General features: G+C 42.5%; 24 protein-coding genes and 1 pseudogene. 17 read left to right on the top strand and 8 right to left on the bottom strand.

The genetic code is table 11. The features are described 5' to 3' along the window. Positions 1 to 232: 232 nt before the first annotated feature. Positions 233 to 442, top strand: coding sequence for a hypothetical protein (locus tag ACRQ5D_RS22200; protein WP_431200432.1), 210 nt, complete (start codon positions 233 to 235; stop codon positions 440 to 442). 130 nt (positions 443 to 572) lie between these two features. Then, a complete protein-coding gene (locus ACRQ5D_RS22195; protein WP_432326622.1) occupies positions 573 to 2,360 on the top strand; it encodes a tetratricopeptide repeat-containing sensor histidine kinase in 1,788 nt (595 codons plus the stop codon). A 143-nt stretch (positions 2,361 to 2,503) separates the two neighbouring features. On the opposite strand, the gene ACRQ5D_RS22190 is transcribed toward ACRQ5D_RS22195, so the two are convergent. Together ACRQ5D_RS22190 and ACRQ5D_RS22185 are read right to left on the bottom strand one after the other, a co-directional pair. After that, on the bottom strand, positions 2,504 to 3,340 hold the full coding sequence (locus tag ACRQ5D_RS22190) for an IS3 family transposase (protein WP_431200279.1): 837 nt from the start codon (positions 3,338 to 3,340) through the stop codon (positions 2,504 to 2,506). Further along, positions 3,333 to 3,701, bottom strand: a complete 369-nt coding sequence (locus tag ACRQ5D_RS22185) for a transposase (RefSeq protein WP_431200280.1) — start codon at positions 3,699 to 3,701, stop codon at positions 3,333 to 3,335. The genes ACRQ5D_RS22190 and ACRQ5D_RS22185 overlap by 8 nt, the downstream gene beginning before the upstream one ends. Before the next feature lie 484 nt (positions 3,702 to 4,185). On the opposite strand from ACRQ5D_RS22185, the gene ACRQ5D_RS22180 reads away from it, so the two are divergent. The 6 genes from ACRQ5D_RS22180 (at position 4,186) to ACRQ5D_RS22155 (ending at position 10,772) form a co-directional block, all read left to right on the top strand. Beyond that, positions 4,186 to 5,109, top strand: a complete 924-nt coding sequence (locus tag ACRQ5D_RS22180; RefSeq protein ID WP_091176509.1) for a VOC family protein — start codon at positions 4,186 to 4,188, stop codon at positions 5,107 to 5,109. 143 nt (positions 5,110 to 5,252) lie between these two features. Continuing rightward, positions 5,253 to 6,389 carry a TlpA disulfide reductase family protein gene (locus ACRQ5D_RS22175; RefSeq protein WP_091176507.1) on the top strand — a complete coding sequence of 379 codons (1,137 nt, stop codon included), beginning with the start codon at positions 5,253 to 5,255 and terminating at the stop codon, positions 6,387 to 6,389. 150 nt (positions 6,390 to 6,539) lie between these two features. After that, positions 6,540 to 6,998 (top strand): nuclear transport factor 2 family protein, encoded by a 459-nt coding sequence (locus tag ACRQ5D_RS22170; protein WP_091176505.1) that lies wholly within the window; start codon positions 6,540 to 6,542, stop codon positions 6,996 to 6,998. Between the two features lie 44 nt (positions 6,999 to 7,042). Continuing rightward, the gene (locus ACRQ5D_RS22165; protein WP_091176502.1) at positions 7,043 to 7,423 is read left to right on the top strand and encodes a putative quinol monooxygenase; all 381 of its coding nucleotides are present in this window, start codon (positions 7,043 to 7,045) and stop codon (positions 7,421 to 7,423) included. Between the two features lie 492 nt (positions 7,424 to 7,915). Next, positions 7,916 to 8,815 (top strand): sensor histidine kinase, encoded by a 900-nt coding sequence (locus tag ACRQ5D_RS22160; RefSeq protein WP_431200429.1) that lies wholly within the window; start codon positions 7,916 to 7,918, stop codon positions 8,813 to 8,815. Between the two features lie 19 nt (positions 8,816 to 8,834). Continuing rightward, entirely contained in the window at positions 8,835 to 10,772 is a 1,938-nt protein-coding gene (locus ACRQ5D_RS22155; RefSeq protein ID WP_091176497.1) for a sigma-54 dependent transcriptional regulator, read from the top strand. Between the two features lie 46 nt (positions 10,773 to 10,818). Here ACRQ5D_RS22155 and ACRQ5D_RS22150 read toward each other — a convergent pair whose 3' ends face one another. The 5 genes and pseudogenes from ACRQ5D_RS22150 to ACRQ5D_RS22130 form a co-directional block, all read right to left on the bottom strand. Further along, entirely contained in the window at positions 10,819 to 11,211 is a 393-nt protein-coding gene (locus ACRQ5D_RS22150; RefSeq protein ID WP_143020922.1) for a hypothetical protein, read from the bottom strand. A gap of 159 nt (positions 11,212 to 11,370) precedes the next feature. Then, positions 11,371 to 11,949, bottom strand: coding sequence for a Crp/Fnr family transcriptional regulator (locus ACRQ5D_RS22145; RefSeq protein WP_091176493.1), 579 nt, complete (start codon positions 11,947 to 11,949; stop codon positions 11,371 to 11,373). Positions 11,950 to 12,105: 156 nt separating this feature from the next. Further along, positions 12,106 to 12,320 (bottom strand): annotated as a pseudogene (locus ACRQ5D_RS22140) (hypothetical protein). After that, positions 12,311 to 12,808 carry a pirin family protein gene (locus tag ACRQ5D_RS22135; RefSeq protein WP_218134529.1) on the bottom strand — a complete coding sequence of 166 codons (498 nt, stop codon included), beginning with the start codon at positions 12,806 to 12,808 and terminating at the stop codon, positions 12,311 to 12,313. The pseudogene ACRQ5D_RS22140 and the gene ACRQ5D_RS22135 overlap by 10 nt, the downstream one beginning before the upstream one ends. Before the next feature lie 24 nt (positions 12,809 to 12,832). Further along, positions 12,833 to 13,480, bottom strand: coding sequence for a nitroreductase family protein (locus ACRQ5D_RS22130; protein ID WP_091176491.1), 648 nt, complete (start codon positions 13,478 to 13,480; stop codon positions 12,833 to 12,835). 260 nt (positions 13,481 to 13,740) lie between these two features. On the opposite strand from ACRQ5D_RS22130, the gene ACRQ5D_RS22125 reads away from it, so the two are divergent. The 7 genes from ACRQ5D_RS22125 to ACRQ5D_RS22095 all read left to right on the top strand — a co-directional run bounded on the left by ACRQ5D_RS22125 (position 13,741) and on the right by ACRQ5D_RS22095 (position 19,398). Next, complete coding sequence (locus ACRQ5D_RS22125) at positions 13,741 to 14,805, top strand: SphA family protein (protein ID WP_091176489.1); 1,065 nt, start codon at positions 13,741 to 13,743, stop codon at positions 14,803 to 14,805. A 214-nt stretch (positions 14,806 to 15,019) separates the two neighbouring features. After that, positions 15,020 to 16,099, top strand: a complete 1,080-nt coding sequence (locus ACRQ5D_RS22120; protein WP_256337586.1) for an alpha/beta hydrolase — start codon at positions 15,020 to 15,022, stop codon at positions 16,097 to 16,099. A gap of 314 nt (positions 16,100 to 16,413) precedes the next feature. After that, positions 16,414 to 17,271 carry an SDR family oxidoreductase gene (locus ACRQ5D_RS22115; RefSeq protein ID WP_091176487.1) on the top strand — a complete coding sequence of 286 codons (858 nt, stop codon included), beginning with the start codon at positions 16,414 to 16,416 and terminating at the stop codon, positions 17,269 to 17,271. Positions 17,272 to 17,311: 40 nt separating this feature from the next. Then, positions 17,312 to 18,052 carry a VOC family protein gene (locus ACRQ5D_RS22110; RefSeq protein ID WP_432326615.1) on the top strand — a complete coding sequence of 247 codons (741 nt, stop codon included), beginning with the start codon at positions 17,312 to 17,314 and terminating at the stop codon, positions 18,050 to 18,052. After that, complete coding sequence (locus ACRQ5D_RS22105; RefSeq protein WP_432326613.1) at positions 18,030 to 18,317, top strand: nuclear transport factor 2 family protein; 288 nt, start codon at positions 18,030 to 18,032, stop codon at positions 18,315 to 18,317. Before ACRQ5D_RS22110 ends, ACRQ5D_RS22105 begins: the two co-directional genes overlap by 23 nt. Positions 18,318 to 18,338: 21 nt before the next feature. Continuing rightward, positions 18,339 to 18,974, top strand: a complete 636-nt coding sequence (locus ACRQ5D_RS22100; protein ID WP_432326612.1) for an alpha/beta fold hydrolase — start codon at positions 18,339 to 18,341, stop codon at positions 18,972 to 18,974. Then, a complete protein-coding gene (locus tag ACRQ5D_RS22095) occupies positions 18,937 to 19,398 on the top strand; it encodes an alpha/beta fold hydrolase (protein ID WP_431200991.1) in 462 nt (153 codons plus the stop codon). The genes ACRQ5D_RS22100 and ACRQ5D_RS22095 overlap by 38 nt, the downstream gene beginning before the upstream one ends. Positions 19,399 to 19,549: 151 nt before the next feature. Here ACRQ5D_RS22095 and ACRQ5D_RS22090 read toward each other — a convergent pair whose 3' ends face one another. After that, positions 19,550 to 20,242 (bottom strand): Crp/Fnr family transcriptional regulator, encoded by a 693-nt coding sequence (locus ACRQ5D_RS22090; protein ID WP_256337585.1) that lies wholly within the window; start codon positions 20,240 to 20,242, stop codon positions 19,550 to 19,552. Positions 20,243 to 20,591: 349 nt separating this feature from the next. Here ACRQ5D_RS22090 and ACRQ5D_RS22085 point away from each other — a divergent pair, with 349 nt between their 5' ends. Beyond that, positions 20,592 to 20,921 carry a hypothetical protein gene (locus tag ACRQ5D_RS22085; RefSeq protein ID WP_432326610.1) on the top strand — a complete coding sequence of 110 codons (330 nt, stop codon included), beginning with the start codon at positions 20,592 to 20,594 and terminating at the stop codon, positions 20,919 to 20,921. A 795-nt stretch (positions 20,922 to 21,716) separates the two neighbouring features. Further along, positions 21,717 to 21,872, top strand: coding sequence for an Arm DNA-binding domain-containing protein (locus ACRQ5D_RS22080; RefSeq protein ID WP_176844613.1), 156 nt, complete (start codon positions 21,717 to 21,719; stop codon positions 21,870 to 21,872). The last annotated feature ends 137 nt before the right edge of the window (positions 21,873 to 22,009 follow it).

Raw genomic sequence — 22,009 nt, 5'->3', positions numbered from 1 at the left:
TTATTGACAAGAATTCAATCCCGGTAAGAAAACACCGAACCTTAACTACCCGGTTATAAAATCTATACTTTTGACGTTGCCCCCTACTTATGAATAAGCTGTTTTTTAAAATCTTTATTCTTGTCTTACTTCTATCCCACCCTGCTTTCAGTAAATCCAATTCCCCCTTCTACCGGATATACCGTCTGGCATTAAGAAGATCGACCTCGGAGACACAGCAAAGATCAACGCATTGCTCCGTTTAGCATCTACCTATGTGAATAAACCGGGTGAGCAGGCCGACGACCTAAGTAACGCCATCAATTATGGCAACCAGGCCCTTTCCCTAAGTCATCAATATCATTTTTTGCCACAGGAAATCGCCGCCTACAGCTTGCTTTCACAAAGCTACCGCGAAAAAAGATATAGTTGCGGGCAGAAAATATGCCGAACAGGGCGTTAAACTGCTTCCCAAAAACTCAACAACCATTGAAGCCGCTGACGTACTGGCGGAATTATCAACTTATTACGACGCCACCAATGCGGATAGCCTTATTATCAAGATAAATTATTTTACGAAGTCGGTAGGCATTTTGAGAAAAGTAGCGCCACGTACTAAGAAGCTTGCCGATGGATTGAAGTTTCTTGGAGATTTGAAGAATAGCAGATATGATCTTAAGGAAGCTGTTTCGCTTTTAAACGAATCGCTGGCTCTTTACCAATTACTCGGGGTAAAACAATTGCAGGATATTTATGATTTGCTTGGGGATGCACTCACAAGTTCAGGAAACACCGTAGAAGGCCTTTCCTATCAACTAAAGGCGCTTAAAACTGCTGAAATGTTTAAGGACACCAGCCAAATGATCAGTACCATCTACTATCGTTTAGCCTTTACTTACAATTCCATCAATCAGGATAACAGAACAGCGGAATACATGGAGAAGGCAAGTTATTATGCGCTTAAAAACCGTAATAATAACGACTGGATTATGATATCGGGCAGCCTCGGCACTATCTATAACAAGCTGGGGCGTTACCGGGAGGCGGTAAAAACTTGTGAAGAAGCGCTCATAAAATGCCCGACTACCGATTATCAGAACCAAACCAACCTGATCACCAACCTGCTTTTCGCGGCGACAGCTACAAAAAAGCTTGATAAAGCCTCGGGGTATTATAACCGTTTGAAACAGCTTACAGACGCACACAATATCGAATTGAGCCCTACCGATGCGGCAATGATAGAATACTTGATTGCCATGAAGCAGTTTCCGGAAGCGGAATTACAAGTGGAAAAATTTATTAAATATGCGGCTGTCACCCAAAGCCTGATATCCAAACAGAAAATAGAACATTATCAATTCCAGGTAGACTCGGCCAGGGGAAACTTCCTTTCGGCAATCAGTCACCAGGAAAACGCACATTTATTGCGGGATTCAATGCTGTCCCGTAATTATAACAAGCAGATTGGCAGGATGCAAATGACTTTCGACCTGCAAAAGAAGGATCAGGAAATCGCTTTTAAAGCAAAACATATCGACCTGCTAACCCATCAAAATCAGTTACAGAACAGCGCGCTGCATAGCCAGAAAATGATCCGGAACCTGTTTATTGCCTCTGTCCTGTTATTGATGGCCTTACTCGCTGTCCTTTACAACCGTTACAAGCTTAAGCACCAAGCAAACAATGATCTGCAGGAACAGCAAGAGGAAATTAATACGCAAAATGAATATTTACGGCAATTGGTTGATGAAAGGGAATGGCTTTTGAAAGAAGTACATCATCGCGTCAAAAACAACCTGCAGATCGTGATCAGCTTGCTTAATTCCCAGCTAAGCAATATTAAAGATGTAGTAGCAATCGATGTGATCAGGGACAGTCAAAACCGGATGCGGTCGATATCGCTGATCCATCAGAAATTATACCAGTTTGATAACCTCGCTACTATAGATGCGGGTGATTATATCCGGGAGATCGCACTCTATCTGCAGGATAGCTTCGATACCTTTGGCCATATCAAATTACGGGTAGATGTTGCACCGGTAAGGTTAGATGTTTCCCAGGCTGTACCCATCGGGTTGATCCTGAACGAAGCGATAACAAATTCGATAAAATATGCGTTTGCTGATCAGACCGACAAACAGGTTTCCATCAACCTTACCAGTACTGACAATCACGTTCGGTTAATGATCAGTGATAACGGGAAAGGTTTATCCCCGGAGATTGATATAAAGCAATCAAAATCATTAGGTATGCAGCTCATGACAGGTTTAAGCCGCCAGATACGCGCCCAATTAAAGATAACCAGCAACAATGGATTAACTATCGAACTGGAATGGCAACAGGCAGATCCCTTCCATACTTCAACGCACCGTGGGGTGTGATGGTTTATCCGGACAGTTGATCTGTCATGATTTATAAAAGTAAAAATAAATAACTTGTTGTTTGTTTGTGGTGTTGAAATGTGGGAAACTCGGAGAGTTTTCCATATTTCAACACGTTTTTCTTTTTTGCTTCTTTTTTCTTTTTATCGGGCCTCCGCTTTTTGTGGATAACTTGCCTTTCGCTCAAACGCCATCGGGCTGATATAGCCTAAGGCTGAATGTCTTCGGATAGGGTTATAGTACATTTCAATATATTCAAATATCTCGCTGCGGGCATTTTCTATATTTTCAAAAGAGCCGTCCTGCAATAGCTCGGCTTTAAACCGGGAGAAGTACGATTCCATAAAAGCATTGTCATACGGATTGTCCGCATCGCTCATGCTTTGTAGTACATGACACCTGGCAAGCCATCGGCGGAATATATTCCCTGCATATTGTCCGCCACGATCTGAATGAACGATCAACCCCTTATCAGCTTTACGATTGCTATAGGCCTTCTGAAACGCCTCCAGTACAAGGGCCTCTTTCATGTGGTGCAACAACTGCCACCCGATCACTCTGCGGGAAAACAGATCCATCCATACCGCCAGATAGCACCAGGATCCTTCTCTTAGCGGGATATAGGTGATATCGCCAACCCATATCTGGTCTATCCCTGATGGCGGTAACCTGTCTTTCAACCGGTTGGGGCTGATTGGATATGGATGTCGGCTATCTGTTGTCCGGGGCACAAATGATCTGGGTTGAATCGCTTTCAATCCATTTTGATGTAAGATACGCCGTACCCGGTAATGACCTATCTTTAATCCCTGGTCTGACAACTCCGGGACTAACCTACGGATACCATAACGGTGTTTATGTAACCGGAAGGCTTCAACTACCTGCGCTTCGATCTTCTTTTGAACTGAGCATTCAGCCTGCTCATCCTGCTTACGATAGGCATAGTAACAGCTCCTGCTCACCGATAATACATCACACATCCTTATCACCGGAAAAAACAGCTCCTGTGATAAAATAAAAGCGTACACCTGCTTTAAGTTGTCCGGCTGAAAATGCCCAATGCTTTTTTAAGATATCCCTTTCCTGCTCCACTTCTCGCAGACGTACCTTCATTCGTTCATATTCTTCTACCGATACAATCGGCGTTTCTGACCCTGGCGATTTCAGCGCCGATGATCCCGTTGTTTCTTTATAACGGCTTTTCCATTTGTGGATCAAATTCTCCCTGATCCCCAACGAAGCGGCCACGTCCACAACCGAACGACCACTAAAAACCATCTTCAATACATCCGACCTAAAATCCGCATCGTAAACACGGCGGCTTGACTTTTTCTTGTCCATTGATTTGCTAAGTTAAGCATCTCGACTGTCCGGCTTTACCGATGCATCTCACCGGGATAAGATCATTAACGACAGCTTCAGTTCAGCGGCAAAACCAATGATATGACAAACTAACCTTTAAACCCATTGTCCTTTTTTGTCTTTCAAAGTGCTATTGGCCAAACTCAACCAGGTTACCGACCCAATGCGGCAATCTGTTTATCAATAAATAGATTGTTTTAATAGCGCCAAAAGTAAATAATATAACCCAACATTTCGAAAATCTAATCGCTAATACAAGCCAATATAAACTTTATATAAACCAACATATATTATTAAAAATCAGTCTAATAAGAGACAGTTTTAAATCTTTTATCCGCCAATATCGTTTCAGTCTTCAAAGGCTTGGACAAGTCAATGCATTGACATTTATCAATGTGCTTTTTTATTCTATATCAATGCCTGGTCAACGCTAAAGGGGCAATTTTGTCATATTCACAAACAAATGAAAAACATTAAAAAAAGCAAGAACATGTCAACAAAAGCACAAATATCAGGTATTGACCATGTTGGTATCAATGTACCTGACCTGCAACAGGCCATCGATTTTTTCAGTGATATTTTCGGTTTCTCGGCGGTTACCCAACTTGGCCCATTCCCGCTTGACATCGCATGGAAAGAGAACAACAATATGCATCCCGATACAGGAGCAGTAACTATTAAAATGGTACACGCCGGCACTGGTGCAAGCATCGAAGTTTTCGCCTATGAAAATAACCAGGGAAGTAAATCGCATCCGGGGAGTGATGATATTGGCGCAAGCCACATCGGTTTCTATACCGCAAACATGGATGAATCGGTAGAATTCTTAAAATCAAAAGGTATCAAGTTTCTCGGCGAACCTTTCCTGATGCCATCGGGCGATACTGAAGGGGAAACATGGGTATATTTCCTTTCTCCATGGGGAGCTAAAATGGAACTTGTCTCCTATCCCAATGGCAAAGGTTACGAGAAAAACAAACCGACAAAAGTACTTTGGTCTCCTAAAGGCAGTATTAAAAATGAAGCGCTTACAGAGGAGGAGATTAAAGCCCTGATAGAACGCCATCTCGAGCTTTGGAACGAACAGGATGAAGACAAACGCAAAGCAATTCTCAACGAAATTTACGCAACAGATATAGAGATGCTCGATCGCCACTTTATTGCGAATGGTCACAAAGAAATAGATAATTTTATTGTTAGCCTTCACCGGGAAAATCCGAATTTCCGTTTCACACAAGCCAAACCGGTTAATATCAATCATAACATCGCCCGTTTATTTTGGCAATTTGGTGATGATGCCAAGCCAGACACTGTTACAGGCATGGACCTGTTTGTGATCGAAAACAGGAAAGTGCAAAAACTTTATGTTTTTGTAGGAGAAGAGTAAACTAAGTTGCTCTAAATTAAAACAATCGGGGCCGGTTAACTGAAAAAGATGTTAACCGGCCCCGACTGTTAAGAAGCCGCTTAGAAATGATTAAATAAAACAGTTATATCCACAACGTCATCGAATTATCCTCCATCATTAAAATGAAAAAATTATTTATTGCGCTTTTAGTAGCCTCACCATTCATTTCCACCGCGCAAAACAACGCTTTCACTATTAAAGGAGCTATCGAAAATTCAGCCCGCGGAGATAGTGCCTTAATGCGGTACATTACACCATCCGGTGCGCATCAGCAGATAGCGACACCGATCATCAACGGGCATTTTACCTTTAACGGAACTGTCGCGGAACCTGTTAAAGCAGAGATCTCGCTTAAACATAAGTCGCTCACAGATAGTAAAGACGATAAGCTCGAGTTTTATCTTATGCAGGGCACTACGATCATCCAGGGCAAATCGACTATTGAGGATGCTACTGTAAGCGGCACCAGGTTGAATGAAGAATACCGGTTATACCGTGCTGAAGAGAAGTTTTTTGATAACAAATACCAGGCATTAGAAGCCGAAACCAATGCGGCAACCGAACAAGAACGTAAAGCGGCAAGCTTTAAAGCTAAGCAACAGATCAAAGAAGCGGCTATCGATTCGGCTTATTATGCCTCAAAACGACGATTTGCTGAAAATCATACAGCATCAATAGCCGGGATTCTGGCCTTGGGCGACTATGCTTATACCGCCGATTATTCATTGCTGCAACCTATATTTAATAAATTTGGAGAAGATGTAAAAGCAAGTAAAGAAGGCAGAAGTTTTACGGCCAAACTGGAAAAACTGAAAATCACTGCAATTGGCAAAATACTCCCCGACTTCGCGGAGCCGGACACCAGCGGCAACCTGTTAAAATTATCTTCTTTACGGGGCAAGTACGTATTGATCGACTTCTGGGCACCATGGTGTGTTCCTTGCCGCGCGGAGAACCCTAATGTTGTAAAGGCCTATGAGCATTTTCATGATAAAGACTTTACGGTATTAGGCATTTCCCTGGATGGCCCTAAATACCGCGACAGCTGGTTAAAAGCCATTAAAGATGACCATCTAAGCTGGACACAGGTTTCTGAGTTCAAATACATGAACGACACTGCCGCGAAACTTTGTGGTATTAATGCAATTCCGCAAAACTTCCTGATCGATCCTGAAGGCAGGGTGATAGCTAAGAACCTGCGCGGAGAAGCACTGGAGGGCAAACTGAAACAATTACTAACAAGGGCCGAATTGAAGTAAAAGCCGCAATGCGTTAACGGATTCAGCAGGGAAAAAAACTGCGGTGCTCAACTTTACTCATTGACATTTATCAACCCTCTTTTTTATCCTATGTCAATTTACAGAAGAATGGCAATTCCAACCTTTGTATCAAATCAATAAAAGAACCATATGAAAACTCCAACAAATTCAGAAAACGAAAAAGTGATCCGCGAGCTTTACCGTGTCGCTGAAATACAGGATAGCAAAGCTTTTGCAGCCCTTTTTACAGACGACGGCTACTTTTGGGATATATCTGCAGGCGCAAAATATTATGGCGCGGATATTGGCAGAACGGTTGATATCTATTCAACAGCCTTCCCTGATATGCACCGCGAACTATACGATTTTTATGTAAGGGACGAAGAAAATGTAGTGGTGGTTGAACTATCACTTAACGGCACGCACAAAGGCCCGCTGCAATTGCCTGCCGGCACAATTGCGGCTACCGGTAATGAGATACATACCCCTTGCTGCGATGTATTTCACCTGGAAAATGGTAAGGTAAAATCATTTCACTGTTACACTGCCGGCACTATTTTACTCGGCCAGCTTGGTGTGTTTGGAAATTTAAGCGCGGTGCTACAGTAATTATTTAGCCAATGGCTACAGTTATTTCATCAACAGTTTAAAATATGGAAAATTCTATTAAAACAGGAACATCAACAGATCATGATAAAACACTTTCAACCGGTATTACGGTAAGTGCCTATTATCGTGTGCATCCGGATGACCGCCAGATATTCATCGACGCCGTGATCCCGGATATGACAGCGGCAAACAAATTGCCGGGATGTATATATTATGCCTTTTCTCAAGACCTAACGGATCCAAATACCTTCCACCTGCTTGAGGGCTGGGCAGACGAAGAGGCTTACGAGCGTCATGAAAACGCTGAAACATTTTTAACCGCGTTAAGTACGGTAGTTAAAAACGTTCGGATCCTTGATCGCCAGGGAGTACGGTACGAAATCGCCAAGATTCACATCGATGATCCGAGAGGTAAGGTATCGTAACCATTAGTTTCATATACTGAATATTATAGCGGCCAGCCATTCAGGCTGCCCGTTTTGGTTTATATCCTCCCGGCAAAATGATATCCAACAGCCCCGATTAAAAAGCAGGATTGATAAATGTCAAGGCAGTTATTTAGCGTAGGTCAACAGGTAGTTTTTAAATAGTCATGACCTTTGATAATGGATACTTGAAACAATACACCTGCTAACAAGCCCTATACTGAACCGGAACCAGATCAATAAGGGACATTGCACTTAATGCCCCAACCAGGGCAAATTGCTTCAAACCCAATACGGTTACCGAAATATCGCAATTTCTCGAAATATCGGGAATTTAATGAGGTCCAAATCGTAAGCAATTGAAAAAGAACAACCTTTTCGCGGGCATGCAGATTGCTGGTAAAGCGTATTATTTGTTCAAAACATTTTTGGATAAATAATACGCTTGACTAAACCTAACAAAACCGTGCCGAGGAATAATCAAATACAAAAATGACGATACCAAATGCCGGGTTTATTATGGCAACCAGTACCAGTAAAGAATATATTGCCGACAACATTTCAGGCTGTTTGGCAATAGGTGTTCTTCAAAACAGCTGGTTGATTGGAATTACAGTATTATTGCTGGTGATTGGGGGATGTATGCTGTTGTTGGAGCGTATCAGTATAAGAGAAAACAAAAAGGTGAACGAGCAGCAGATCAAAACACTGGAGTTGAGCATTGCCTTATTAAAAGGCGATATCGATAAACTATCTACCGAAAAGGAATGCTTGGTTGCAGAAATGCACCACAGGGTAAAGAACAACCTACAGGTATTAAGCAGCCTCATTAACAGCCAGCTTTCGTTTATAGATGATAAAACAGGCAGGGAGGTTTTGGTTTACAGTAAACACCGGTTGTATGCACTGTCGCTGGTACATCAAAAGCTATTTCAACAAGCCACCGGGGCTGCTATCGAAATGTCGTGCTGTATAAAAGAAGTGGTAGATTATCTTATTGATGAGTTTAAGTGTGGCAACCGGATAACGTTTGATTTGAACATGGTACCGATTGCGGTAGATCCGGATACCGCGATACCTTTTGCACTGATCATCAATGAACTGGCTACCAACTCATTGAAATACGCGTTTCCGAATGAAGCCGGGGGCAAAATAACAATTACGCTCCTGCACCTGCAGGAAGGCACTTATCGCCTGATGTTTGCCGATAATGGCGTAGGTCTTCCCGAGGGGTTTGATTTCCTTTCGGCAAAATCGCTTGGAAAAACGTTGATCATGGGGCTTTCCAGGCAAATACGCGGCGCTGTAACCGTAAATACCGTAAGCGGGTTTGAGATAATAATAGATTTTAAAACAAAAACTGATCAACAGGCGCATTTTGTGTTCTGCTAAGGAAAAGCTAATTTGAAGTATGATTGAAAAACTACTGATTGTTGAAGATGAGTTCATCGTTGCCAATGACCTGACCAATATGATGGAGAATGCCGGCTACAACGTGTGCGGCACTGCGGACAGTGTGGAATCGGCGAAAGCAGCTGTTGATAAATATCAGCCTACCTGGGTACTGCTTGATATATTTCTGCAGGACGATTCGATGGGGACGGAACTTGCCCCCTATCTGCAGGAAAAAGGCATTGGCTTTATTTATATTTCTGCCAATACCAATCAAAGTATCCTCGAGGCCGCCAAGGCCACGCAACCTTACGGCTTTTTGGTTAAACCTTTCAGGGAGAAAGACTTGCTGATCATGCTGGATATTGCAAGAAGCAAGCATGAAACCAGCTTGCAATTTACCGCACAGCGCGAACTGCTTTTGCAGCAACAGGTAAGGGCCTTAACAGATGAGCAAACAACATTGGAAAGTAAACTGAATAAAATTCCGGCTACATTTCAATCTCTGATCCCATTTGATTACCTCGCTTTCAGCTATACGCCGGCAAACAGTAACAAACCGGAATCCGGCGCTTTTTTTAGGGTTGGCTTTAACGAATACCAGGTACTGCCTGCACTCGAGGCCAAACAACTTATCCAGGTATTTTACTACCAGGGCAGTCAAACGCAGATCCGAAAAAGTGTAGACGTGAGTATACTTAATGGGGGCGCTTTCCATAGCTTTCAGGCAGGCCGTATCCCTGGCGGTGGACTGTTAGCGCCCTACAGGTTAAACTCATCCTTACAATTGCTGAACAAAACCAGCGAGGGCACACTGCAGCTGGCATTCTTCAACAGAAACGAAAATGGGTTTGACCATTCACATAAAACCCTTTTATGTAAGAATGAAAAGTTTGTCTTTCGCCTTTTTAACACTTTATCATTGGCGTATAACGGTGATTCAAAAACACTCAGACGGGCATCCCGTATTCAACCGGTTAAATCTGTACCTAAATTTGAGGGCATTTATGGCAACAGCGCCGCGCTGCTGCATGTGCTGGATAACGTAGAAATGGTTGCAGATACCCCGGTAACTGTTCTTATCCTTGGCGAGAGCGGTACGGGCAAGGAAAAAATTGCACATAATATCCATCTACTATCTTCAAGGCGGGATGCTCCATTTATAACAGTTAACTGCGCGGCTATACCTGCCGACCTGATTGAATCTGAACTATTTGGTCATGAAAAAGGTGCCTTTACCGGTGCTATCGAAAAGCGTATCGGGAAATTTGAAGCAGCTAACGGGGGTACAATATTCCTGGATGAAATTGGCGAGTTGCCTTTAGAATCGCAGGTAAAACTGTTAAGGGTACTACAGGAAAAGCAGTTTGAACATATCGGAAGCAGCAAAACAATTAAAGTTGACGTGCGGATTGTGGCTGCTACCAACCGTAACCTGGAGAAAGAAGTTGGCGAAGGCCGGTTCCGTTTGGACCTGTTTTACAGACTAAATGTGTACCCGATCAATCTGCCTCCGTTGCGGGACCGCAAGGAAGATATTCCGGTCCTCGCCCGGTACTTCCTCTTAAAAAGTGCCGAAGAAATGGGAAGATTGGAAGCGCCGGAGCTCAGCCCGGCTGCTTTAAAGCAATTATCGGTTTATAACTGGCCGGGTAATATCCGGGAGTTAAACCATTTGATGGAGCGGACATTGATCAAAACAAGAGGAAAAATTGTTGAAAGCATCGAAATGCCAGCTGTGAAACGAACGGATTCCATGCCTGCAACCTCCACCGGCGATAACAGGAAAACACTTGAGCAGATTGAAGCTGAACACATCCTTTCAGTACTTAAAAGCTGCAATGGTAAGGTAACAGGTGTGGGCGGTGCCGCCGAAATTCTGGGCCTGCCACCAAGTACGCTCACGTCCAGGATGAAAAAACTTAGTATTAAAAAAGAACTGTACCACGACAGATAGATTGATAGCTGGTATGGGACTAAATCCATACCAGCCCAAAAACTTGTCAGGAGGCTGTGCTCAACTCCCGCTCCTCATATATCCCAAACAGGCTTTGCCCGGTTATACGAATATGGCAAAAGCGAAAAGATCCCTGGTCACAATCCATAACAGCAACAACTTCCGCCCCAGATCTTGTCAATTCAACAAGCGCCTCATCCAAATTGCTGACCCTATAACTGACCACAACATCTGAATCTGCAAACAAATAGGCCGGAAAGTCGGCACCGGGACCATATAACTCCATTATTGTGCCGTCTACCAATACATACACAGTCAACCCAGGCGCGGCGAGAATCTTCTTTGAACCGATCACATTTTCAGCAAGCATTTCGTAAGCTTTACTGGTAGTGCCATTCAACCGGATCGCTATTTTTCTTAATCCTTCTATCTTTTTCATAACAAGTTTGCCAGCTCTCAAAAGCGAAAAACCGACATCCAAAAATGCTGATGCTGCTGCCGTTTTTAATTGATATCAAATAAGAAATGGCATTGATATTTATCAATGCCATTTCAAGTAAAATGCCTTCCGAAAATTCAAATACCTGCAAAACCTACGCTATTTCTTCGCAGTTTGGTTACGGATCCGGCTTAAAGTTTCGGGCGTTATGCCCAGGTAAGAAGCAATCATCCCCTGCGGCACACGCATCACCAAATGAGGAAACTTCTCCAGAAATTTAAGATACTTTTCTTCAGCGGATAAACTGATAAATGTATGGATGCGATTTTGGGCCACAATAAAACTCTTCTGCAAAATGCCGTTCACCATATCGTTAAATGCGGGGATCTGGACACAGAGCATTTCGAAGTTCGACTTCGAGATCAGGACAATTTCCGAATCTTCCAGCGCATCAATATTAAATATCGATGACTCGCCCGACGCAAGGCTTTCCCGATCTCCTGTCCACCAGTTTTCTACCGCGAAGTTGATAATATGCTCATTCCCCTTATCATCGAGCGTGTAGGTACGCACACATCCTTTTGTTACGAAGGCATTATATTTCCATACATCGCCCTCCTGCAATAAATACTGTCGCTTCCTTACTCTCTTCACTTGGCAAACCGCAATAATTTTATCCAGGTCCTCTTCCGAAACCTTGCTTTTTTCGCGGATATATTTTTTAAATACTTCAATCACTCTGTTCGCTGTTAAGTAAAATCAATTTCAAATATAAGCAATAGGCGTCTCCACCGCATAATTACATTTTCTGATTTTAAACAAAGAACAAATCACACTCGCAATTAACTTAAAACAGACAAGATATTTTTCGAAAACTCCCTAATTTCAGCACGCTCATTTTACCGGAACTTCAATTATCAGGATCCTGGAGTTTTCAGTAAACCTCATTAAAATGCTCTCCAAGCCAGTAACAGTAACCGCGTCACGTTTTTGCAGTGTATGCCCAGCTATCCAGGCCTCGCCGCTAATCAAAAGAAATATACACCATCGCCCTGGTGTTTGATGTTGTAAGCAGCACTTGCGCCAGCTTCAAAATCCCCTAAATGCATCCAGGCCCTTTGATAGATCCAAAGTCCCTCATCATCAGGATAAGGTGAAACCACTTGCCGGAGTTGATTTTGCGCGGGAGAATGGATATTTGCTGATACCTTGCGTTAACATCCCTTTGCTCCGGGTGGATCCATATTTGAAGGAAGTTGACCTCTTCGTTACTATGATTAAATTCGCTGTGTGTTATACCGGCACCTGCGCTCATTACCTGTATATCTCCGGCGCCGATAGTTGACTCCCTCCCGGTGCTGTCTTTATGGGTTATCGTTCCTTTCAACGGAATAGAAATGATTTCCATATTTTTATGTGGATGCTGTCCGAAGCCGGTATTAGGCTTTACGAAATCATCATTCAATATCAGCAAGGGGCCAAATGGTACCCTTCCGGGTTCATAGAATGCGCCGAAGCTAAAGGAATGGAACCCGTTAAGCCAGCCAATGTTTTTATTACCCCTTGTGGATGCCGGCAAAAAATTGATATTTTCCATATTTCTTCCAATTATATATCAAGCTTATTGGTAAAGTGTTACTAACTCGCTCATTGGTTTACGCACTTTCGGCAATTTAAAGTTCCAATCGTTCGCCTCATCACGGTAACCAATCGCCATCAGCATTGAACTGCGAAGGCCTTTAGATTTCAGATCAAGAAATCTATCCAATTCCTGTGCGTTAAAACCTTCCATCGGCGTAGCGTCTACCCGCTCCAATGCCGCAGCAGCTACAGCGATACCCAGGGCTATATGGGCCTGCTTAGCGGCGTGATGAAAATTCTCCTCACTGCTAAATTTTGAAAAATAGTTTAATGCGAACTGGCGCTGACGATCTAAAGTGGTAGACACCTTTTCACGTTGCTGGTTCAAATAATCGAACACGCCGTTAATACGTTCAGGCGTGTAATCATCCCAGGGAGCAAAAACAAGCAGGTGAGATGATTCTACCACCTGCATTTGATTAGCAGCTATCGGCAATATTTGTTTTTTCAACTCGGCGTTGGTGATCATCAGTATTTCATAAGGCTGCAGGCCAATGCCCGAAGGTGCCAGTCTGGCGGCTTCAAGGATCCGGCCCATTACATCTTGAGGAACAACTGCACCGGTCATTCTTTTCGCAGCATAGCGCCAGTTAAGCGCACTGTTGATATCTAATTTTTCTGTTGTCATGATCTAAAACTTTTGCTGTAAAGGTCACGAGCTACAGGCGGTTGCCCGTTGATATAAAATAAAAAAGGCTATTGACTTTTATCAATCGGCAACCGAAAAAATCCCGCCAAATTATAATAACAAGCATACCTGGCAGTGCGGTTTAAACAGTCATATCATAAGAGCTGTCAAGACACACAAGGAAAGTTCTTGATAAATATCAATGGCCTTTCTTGCTTTTTATCAATGTGCATTTTGGGGAGGCGACAGAGATTTGCACTATGAAAAACGAAATCAATACAAACGTACCCGAAGAAAATAAAAAAACCGATGAACCGGTAAAAGCCACTACCGATCCTGAAGTAAAAGTTACCGCCCCTTTGAAAACGAAAGAAAAGAACTATAAAGCGCGGACCAGGCGCCCCTTGTTATTGTTAGCATTTTGTCTATCGGCTATCGTTAAGACATACGCGCAAGATCCGGCACTCCCTCCTACCAACCTTGGCCTTGCAAATGTTTACGATGGCGTGGCCGGTAAGCCGGGCTTCATTTACCAGGGCTACGCCCAGTATTTTCAGGCCCATCAGTTAAATGATGGTTTCGGCAGAAATACACATTCTGATTTGAAGGTTAACTCTCTTTTGCAAATGAACCAGTTGATCTATCTTTCACCGGTACGCCTGATGGGCGGCAACCTTGGCTTTACCGTGATAGTTCCTTTTGTACAAATCTCGGCATCAAACCTGGGTGGCCAGGCCTTTATCGTTAATCCCGGTGTTTTAGGCGATATTGTGCAGGGAACAGCTGTTCAATGGTCGGATAAGAAACTGTTTGGCAAACCGTTCTCGCACCGCGTAGAATTTGACATTAACGTACCGGTTGGCGGTTATGACAGCAGGTATAATATCAATCCGTCATCGCATGTATGGGCCTATGGCCTTTACCATGCCTTTACACTTATGCTGAGCGATCAGGTTAGTGTAAGTTCCAGGAATCAGTTCAATTACAATAGCCACTTTATTGGGCAAAAAAGTAAGGCAGGGGCGTATTACAATGGTAACTACTCCGTCGATTATTCGATTTTAAAAAGCTTGAAGATAGAAGCAGCAGCCTATTACTTAACGCAATTCAACCAGGATAGTTATAATGGCGACAACCATTACTACCAGGATAAATACGGTATCGATAACACCAAAGAGCGCGTATTTGGATATGGCCCGGGACTAGCTTATTTTGCACCGAACGGCGTTTTGCTTGAAGCCAAAGTATTTTTTGAAACAGCAGCAAAAAACCGCTTCGAAGGAACCCGCCCAACACTTCGGCTTGCTATCCCCCTATCAAAGTAATCCGTATGGCTTAAATAATAAACCGAATGTCCCCTTCCTCGATAAAAATTTATATATCAACAAGGAGCCTCTATATGAGGCTTTTTTATTAGTCCGTACTTTACGGACGGAGGCAAAAGCAGGCGTTGACAAAAGTCAATGTGCTTTCTTAACCCAGGTCAAGCGGCATTTCTGAACCATGAGACATTTTTGCACCATAGAAAAACATAAAATCATGAAAACAAAAATGACCCTCAAAGCAGCATTGCTGTTAGGCACTTTAGCAATAGGAACAGAGTTAAAGGCGCAATCAACGGATCCGGCATCTGATCCGCAGATCGAATCAAACACCAAAGCATTTTTAAAAGTACTTAATTCTGGCAACGGGAAACCTATCGAAACTTTGTCCCCAAAAGACGCCCGCGCGGTGTTATCCGGCGCACAAAGTTCTGTAAAGGTCGATCTTTCAGGGATTACCATAGCAGAAAAAACAATTACCGAAGACGGACAGTCCATCAGCATCAATATTGTAAAGCCGGCAAACGCTAAGGGAACACTTCCAGTATTCATGTTTTTCCATGGAGGTGGCTGGGTATTGGGTGATTTTGATGTTCATAAACGCATGGTTCGTGATCTTGTTGTCGAATCGGGCGCGGCTGCAGTTTTTGTTAATTATACCCCATCGCCGGAAGCCCACTATCCCGTAGCTGTTAACCAGGGATATGCCGCTACCAAATGGGTTGCAGAACATGGTAAAGAAATCGGAGTCGACGGAAATAACCTTGCGGTTGTGGGTAACAGCGTAGGTGGTAACATGGCCGCGGTTGTAGCTTTGATGGCAAAAGATAAAAATGGCCCAAAAATCAAGCTCCAGATGCTTTACTGGCCGGTAACCGACGCCAATTTTGAAACAGAATCTTACAATAAATATGCGACCGGCAGATTCCTTTCAAAAAGTATGATGCAGTGGTTTTGGGATAACTATACATCAGACCCTGAAAAACGCAAAGAAATTTATGCGTCGCCATTGCAAGCTACTGTTGATCAGCTTAAAGGTTTGCCGCCTGCAATCGTTCTGACTGCCGAAAATGACGTTTTGAGGGATGAAGGCGAAGCCTATGCCCGCAAGCTCGACCAGGCAGGTGTTCGCGTAAACGCGGTACGCTATAACGGCATGATCCATGACTGGGGCATGCTAAACGCCTTGGCCTACATTCCCGGCACAAGGAGCGCAATGACCGAGGGGGCAGCCGAACTCAAAAAAGCATTTCAGGCTAAAGCAGTAGCTACCGCGCCACTAACTTCAACTAAATAACATCCTAATCCTTTATTACCTGCTGATTAATAATCAGCTTGGACGCCCGGTCTGCTCATGCTTTCCGGGCATTTTTTTGTACTGTGTAACCGCGTTCTGTTTCAATTTTACCCAAGCTGGGATTCTTATATTTGAGCATTTTAGATTTCTCCCAACTTGGTTTACCGAAATAAAATACAATAAATTCTTAATTATCAACAACATACAATAAAACGCATTGATAAATATCAATGCGTTTTTTTATTTCATGTCAATGTGTGGGCAAGCCCATTATATGACCTTTGAGATATCAACAACAACAAAAACTTAAGAAAATGTCACAGATAGTATTCATCACAGGAACAAGCTCAGGCTTCGGAAAATTAACTACAGAAACCCTTTCAACAGCTGGCTATACAGTTATAGCAGGAATGCGTGATATCGACGGAAAGAACGCAGAAGTTGCCAACCAATTGTCGCAGCTGCCAAATGTAGATGTAGTTGAGATAGACATAACCAAAGACGAATCGGTTACAAACGCCTTTGCAAATATGATAGCTAAATACGGCAGGATCGATGTATTGGTAAATAATGCGGCCGTTGCCGGTTTCGGTTTGCTGGAAGCCTATAGCTTAGACCGGATCCGCCAAATGTTTGAAGTAAACTTTTATGGTGTTGTCCGTACTTACCAGGCTGTGTTACCAACTATGAGGGCCGCAGGTAAAGGTTTGATTATCAATATTACTTCAGGGGCAAGCGGCCATACTATGCCGTTTATGATCCCATACCTGGCTTCAAAATTCGGCGTTGAAAGCATCACCGAAGGTTTACAGGACGAGCTGGCAGAATTCGGTATTGAGAATGTAAGCATTCAACCGGGCGTATATCCAACAGAAATGAACACCAGCCAGAAACAAGGTGTCAATTCAGACAAAGCAGCTATCACCGAGGCCTATGGCGATGCAGCCACTCAAAAATTCAACGCCATTGGAACAGCCCTTTTTGGTAAAATGCAGCAATTCAACATGGATCCTCAGGTTATTGCCAATGGCATCCTGGAACTCATCGAAATGCCGGCTGGTACACGACCACTCCGTAAACCACTTGATGCCATTGCTCAAGGTACCGATATCGAATTTATTGAAACCAGGGCCGCTATTAAAGCTAAATGGCTGGAAAAATACACCGCATAATAAATTCTAATTAAGAAATAATCTTTCATCATCATATAAAATGAAAAATCAACAATACAACAAGTTGGCATCCGGAGCAAAGTCAACACTATTGACCCTTGTCCTCGTTACTTTTTTATCGCTTGGAAAGTCAAATGCGCAGGCTCCCGGTATCGTTGGCATTGACCACGTTGGGATCAACGTACCTGATATTGACGAAGCTGTTAATTATTTTCATGACATGTTCGGTTTCACGCCGGTAACACAACTGGGGCCGTTCTCGATGCCGGCAGAATGGAAAAAGACTTTTTACATACATGAAAATGCAGACCAGGTTGAACTTAAAATGTTACGTGCCGGCGACGGATCAAACATCGAGTTATTCGCTTATAAACCAAACAGCGGTAGCAAAGAACAGCCGTATCGCGATGATATCAGTGCTACACACTTTGCATTATACACAAGCGACCTGAAGGCAACCAAAACCTACCTGGAATCCAAGGGTGTTAAGTTTCTGTCCGATATCCAATCAGGCGGCGGTGACACCGAAGGCGAAACCTGGGTGTACTTTGAAACTCCATGGGGAGCTACCATCGAGCTGAACAGCTATCCTCATGGTAAGGGTTACGAAAAACATAACCCGGCTGTTAAGCTTTGGACTGCTTCATCAAATATCGAGCTAAGCCCGGCTACATATTCTAAAGCTGAACTTAAAAAAATCGCAGACCTGCAGATTCAAATTTGGGACAATACCGACGAGACAAAGCCGGTCAGCACAATTGACAGAGCTATACACGGATGACATTGTTTTCTTTGACGAAGCGGCTGTGATCAAAGGGCTTAAAGACCTGAACGCCCGGATCACACAATTGCAGCATCAGAATCCAGGCTTCAAATTCAGTATGATCAAGATTGATAACAGCGCCAATGTGGTACGATATTATTGGAATTATGGTCCGAAGTCTAACCCGAAACTTATTTCAGGTATGGACCTAATGATCTTGGAAAATGGAAAAGCCAGGTCTCTGAACGTGTTCCTGGACAAATTACCTGCAGCCAAAAAATAACAACCATCAAATTTTTGAGCCATGAAAATATTTCAAATCAATTTCCAAACGGCTTCCAAATACAATTCGCAAATAAAGCAAAGTGGTGCTCCTAAAAGGAGCGCCGCTTTATTAATTACTGTTGTTGCCATATTTATCAGAGTAATTTCTCACAATTACGTATTTGCCCAATCGATTAATAAAGAGGCACTTTCAGACAATGCATTGGTTAAGAAACTCCCTGGTTTCAAAAGCGAATTTTCCGAGGTGAATGGCGTGAAACTTCATTACGTTGAAGGCGGTACGGGGAAAATACTCGTTTTATTGCCAGGTTGGCCGCAAAACTGGTGGGAATACAGCAAAGTCATGCCGGAACTTTCGAAGAAATACCATCTGATAGGAGTTGATTACCGAGGCATGGGTTCATCTGATAAGCCAGCCAACGGATATGACAAGAAAACTATCGCCTCAGATATATATGGGCTGCTGCAAAAATTAGGTTACAAGAAGGCTTTTATTGCAGGGCATGATATTGGCGCACAGGTTGCCTTCAGTATTGCCGCGAACTACCCAGACCTGACTGAAAAACTTATTATCATGGACGTACCACACCCCGACGAGATCCTTCGCTGCTGTGACTATGTTGCCGGCGCTGGGAACGCCGACGGACAAACTTGACCCTGCCCGACCGTTCCTTTGGTGGTTTGCATTTAATCAAATGCGGGGCATGCCGGAAGATTTGCTGGAAGGTAGGTTTGCATTGGCTCAAAAGTATATCTTTCATTATCTTTTGAAAGATGACAGATCGATCAACGCGTTTGACCGCGCTGTTTACGCCAACATTTATAATAACAGGGACGCTATCAGAGCAGGCAACGGATGGTACCAGGCATTTGCACAGGATATTGCCGACTATAAAACTTATAGCAAATTATCTATGCCAGTGCTGGGAATCGGGGGTCCAGGTTATAATTGGCTGAAATATTCGCTACCTGAAAAAACTTCGAATTTAAAAGTTGAAAAGGTGGAAAACAGCGGGCATTTTATAGTCGAGGAGCAACCCTCGGTTGTCATCCAGGACATCATCGAGTTTTTAGACTAACTGTTGAGAAGCCCACTAATTGAAATTAGTGGGCTTTTTACTATTTGAACATCTCTTTTCTGACAATAGACCCTATGAGCTTGATCGTAAATGGTCTTGTATGGGAACAGAAAGCGAACCTGCCAAATTACCTGAAACACGAGGATTTTAATTAAATATGATGCTTTCTGATCCGGCTTAATGTTTCCGGTTTAACACCCAGATAACAGGCAAGCATGTTTTGTGAAAAACGCATGGAGTATTGCGGTTGGTTTTTGAGCAGATCATAATATCGCTCTTCCGCGGTCATGCTAAGCGCGGCGTTGATCCTTTTTTGATTATAGATCAGCTGTTGTTTTTGATACTCAGAAAACATCTGGGCGAAAGCAGGTACCGACGCTATCAATAGTTCAATTTGCGACCGGTTGAGTATCAACAGTTCTGTATCTTCCATAACTTCGATATGATATCCGGAGCATTCATTTTGGTTGAAGCTTGCCTGATCGGTTATCCACGTGTTTTCCAATCCGAAGGCGACAATTGACTCCTGTCCGCGTTCATTAATTGAAAACATCCGAGTCGATCCCTTAATGATAAAACCGATGTATTTGCAAATATCGCCCTCCTGCAGAAAGTACTGGCGCTTTCGTAGTTTTTTAAGTTTTACAGATTCCACGATCAGTGTTTTTTGCTGATTGCTGAGCGACATGCCCGATATTGCTGTAATATACTTAAACAGCTCCCAATGAGCCGGCCCTGCAAGTGTCCGTACAGCGGGGTCGCCTGGCATACGGTATTCAACATTTTGTACAAAGAGAGAGCTTATTTCCGAGTTATTCTTGCCTACAATATTGTTAGTGTACATACGATGTCTGTTTTGTTGTACACACTATGCCAAAAAACAACCAAATATTTACAAGCCTAATAATCAGCAATTTAATATTTAAAAATCAAAATTCTATCGAAATATCGAAGATTCCCGAAAGCATAAACACCAAAATACCGGCAACAAGAAACGGTGAAGCATTGACAAATATCAACAGAACTTTTTAGTATAGATCAATGGGTAAATGACAGAGCCTTAATATTTTGCCGATTCAGATCCCAGATAGCCATTTACCATAACACTGTGGGCAAAACGTGAATAACGAAGAATTTACTCCATATTGCTGAGAATGCACCAAATACTTTTTAATGATAAAAGACAAGTGAATATGAAACCAAACAAAGCCCTTGCCATCGCTGGATTTACAGCGATCACCTTAAATACAATAATGCTTAAGCTTGCTAAAATTTTAGACATTAAAGCGGAAAGCGGCGGCTTATTGAAGTTAACACTGAAAATACTGCCGAGTTTCCTTCCCAATGCAACTTTTATTAAAACAGACTGGTTTTGGATCCTGTTCCATTTTGGAACCGGAGCGGTCATGGTTATCATCTATGCTGCGTTCTTTAACAAGTCGGCGCTCTCTACATTCTTTAAGGGTTTATTATTTTCGCTATTTCCTGGGTTGTTAATGGCGTGGTTGTCTTACCCACATTAAACCAGGGAATATTTGGCTTAAAAGCACTACCCCTATCGGGTGTTTTCTACTTTTTTCTTGCCAATCTCCTGTTTGGTTTTACGTTAAGCCAATTTTATGAAATGTTAAGAAGGTCAAGCTGATTTATCAGGCTCTATATTCTATAACTTCAGAAAACCATTTTAAAAAACGGATAAAGTGCGTTTAAATTCCCTAATGGGCTCAAACAAGAGATCATGCCTTTTATATTATAATATATTCTGTTACAGTGATAATCGCTGTGTAAGATTTACAAAAGTCAACTCAGAGCTACTTTTCGACCTGGTCAACAAATCACAATTTTATATTTCTTACACAATAGCGAACACTTAAAAGTTCCTCTACTAAATTCGAAACGATCTTATTTTTATATGATATTATCTTTTTATACTTTAGAATAAAGTAAGTAGCATAATAAGGTCAATTAGTGGCCATTTGGTGAGCATCCAGTGAGCGGTGTCGAAAACCCCAATATTGATATTGACAGTGAGCCCGTTATGTGATTTTTCACGTTCCCTCCGACTCCACTAAGTTCAATGTTAAAACAGAATAAAATCCTGAAAATCAAACAATTGAAGGCTTTTGTTTTTTAGTCAAATGACTATTATTCATCAATTCGCAATAAAAAGGAGCGTAATTCGGTGAGTAAATTTTAAAAATTCCCCACTCCCTAAAACGACATATAACTTTGATAATCAATGTATTAAAATTTTCAAAATCTTGTAAAGATGTAGTTGTAAGCTTAATTTTGTTTCACTTTTTAATGCTTAAAACATTATGAAAACTAATTTCAGCTTGCTTTTTTATTTAAACTATCAAAGCGGCCTGGTGCCGATTTATCTACGTATTACTGTAAACGATAAGCGTTCGGAAACTACCACCGGGCGCGAGTATGATCCCAGCCCCTATGGAACAGCATTGCTGGCCGATTAAAAGTAACTAAAGAAGACACTAAATCTTTTAACGCATATTTAGACACTTTGCAAAAACAAGTTTATGAAGCGCACAGTCAATTGACCGAGTAGAAATGTGGATATTAACAAAACGTAAAAAAACAGATACCCCAAGCC

Origin of the sequence: Mucilaginibacter sp. P25, assembly GCF_050859465.1 — a bacterium.
GTDB classification, from domain to species: domain Bacteria; phylum Bacteroidota; class Bacteroidia; order Sphingobacteriales; family Sphingobacteriaceae; genus Mucilaginibacter; species Mucilaginibacter gossypii.
The sequence above is the reverse complement of the archived record's forward strand: the minus strand, read 5'-3'. Positions and strand labels throughout refer to the sequence as shown.

What these genes read in the sequence shown, in the direction of transcription:
- ACRQ5D_RS22190 (WP_431200279.1), bottom strand. Translation starts at nt 3,340, where the DNA reads ATGTGTGATGTATTATCGGTGAGCAGGAGCTGTTACTATGCCTATCGT.
- ACRQ5D_RS22185 (WP_431200280.1), bottom strand. Translation starts at nt 3,701, where the DNA reads ATGGACAAGAAAAAGTCAAGCCGCCGTGTTTACGATGCGGATTTTAGG.
- ACRQ5D_RS22180 (WP_091176509.1), top strand. Translation starts at nt 4,186, where the DNA reads ATGAAAAACATTAAAAAAAGCAAGAACATGTCAACAAAAGCACAAATA.
- ACRQ5D_RS22175 (WP_091176507.1), top strand. Translation starts at nt 5,253, where the DNA reads ATGAAAAAATTATTTATTGCGCTTTTAGTAGCCTCACCATTCATTTCC.
- ACRQ5D_RS22170 (WP_091176505.1), top strand. Translation starts at nt 6,540, where the DNA reads ATGAAAACTCCAACAAATTCAGAAAACGAAAAAGTGATCCGCGAGCTT.
- ACRQ5D_RS22165 (WP_091176502.1), top strand. Translation starts at nt 7,043, where the DNA reads ATGGAAAATTCTATTAAAACAGGAACATCAACAGATCATGATAAAACA.
- ACRQ5D_RS22160 (WP_431200429.1), top strand. Translation starts at nt 7,916, where the DNA reads ATGACGATACCAAATGCCGGGTTTATTATGGCAACCAGTACCAGTAAA.
- ACRQ5D_RS22155 (WP_091176497.1), top strand. Translation starts at nt 8,835, where the DNA reads ATGATTGAAAAACTACTGATTGTTGAAGATGAGTTCATCGTTGCCAAT.
- ACRQ5D_RS22150 (WP_143020922.1), bottom strand. Translation starts at nt 11,211, where the DNA reads ATGAAAAAGATAGAAGGATTAAGAAAAATAGCGATCCGGTTGAATGGC.
- ACRQ5D_RS22135 (WP_218134529.1), bottom strand. Translation starts at nt 12,808, where the DNA reads ATGGAAAATATCAATTTTTTGCCGGCATCCACAAGGGGTAATAAAAAC.
- ACRQ5D_RS22130 (WP_091176491.1), bottom strand. Translation starts at nt 13,480, where the DNA reads ATGACAACAGAAAAATTAGATATCAACAGTGCGCTTAACTGGCGCTAT.
- ACRQ5D_RS22125 (WP_091176489.1), top strand. Translation starts at nt 13,741, where the DNA reads ATGAAAAACGAAATCAATACAAACGTACCCGAAGAAAATAAAAAAACC.
- ACRQ5D_RS22120 (WP_256337586.1), top strand. Translation starts at nt 15,020, where the DNA reads ATGAAAACAAAAATGACCCTCAAAGCAGCATTGCTGTTAGGCACTTTA.
- ACRQ5D_RS22115 (WP_091176487.1), top strand. Translation starts at nt 16,414, where the DNA reads ATGTCACAGATAGTATTCATCACAGGAACAAGCTCAGGCTTCGGAAAA.
- ACRQ5D_RS22110 (WP_432326615.1), top strand. Translation starts at nt 17,312, where the DNA reads ATGAAAAATCAACAATACAACAAGTTGGCATCCGGAGCAAAGTCAACA.
- ACRQ5D_RS22100 (WP_432326612.1), top strand. Translation starts at nt 18,339, where the DNA reads ATGAAAATATTTCAAATCAATTTCCAAACGGCTTCCAAATACAATTCG.
- ACRQ5D_RS22095 (WP_431200991.1), top strand. Translation starts at nt 18,937, where the DNA reads ATGTTGCCGGCGCTGGGAACGCCGACGGACAAACTTGACCCTGCCCGA.
- ACRQ5D_RS22090 (WP_256337585.1), bottom strand. Translation starts at nt 20,242, where the DNA reads ATGTACACTAACAATATTGTAGGCAAGAATAACTCGGAAATAAGCTCT.
- ACRQ5D_RS22085 (WP_432326610.1), top strand. Translation starts at nt 20,592, where the DNA reads ATGAAACCAAACAAAGCCCTTGCCATCGCTGGATTTACAGCGATCACC.
- ACRQ5D_RS22080 (WP_176844613.1), top strand. Translation starts at nt 21,717, where the DNA reads ATGAAAACTAATTTCAGCTTGCTTTTTTATTTAAACTATCAAAGCGGC.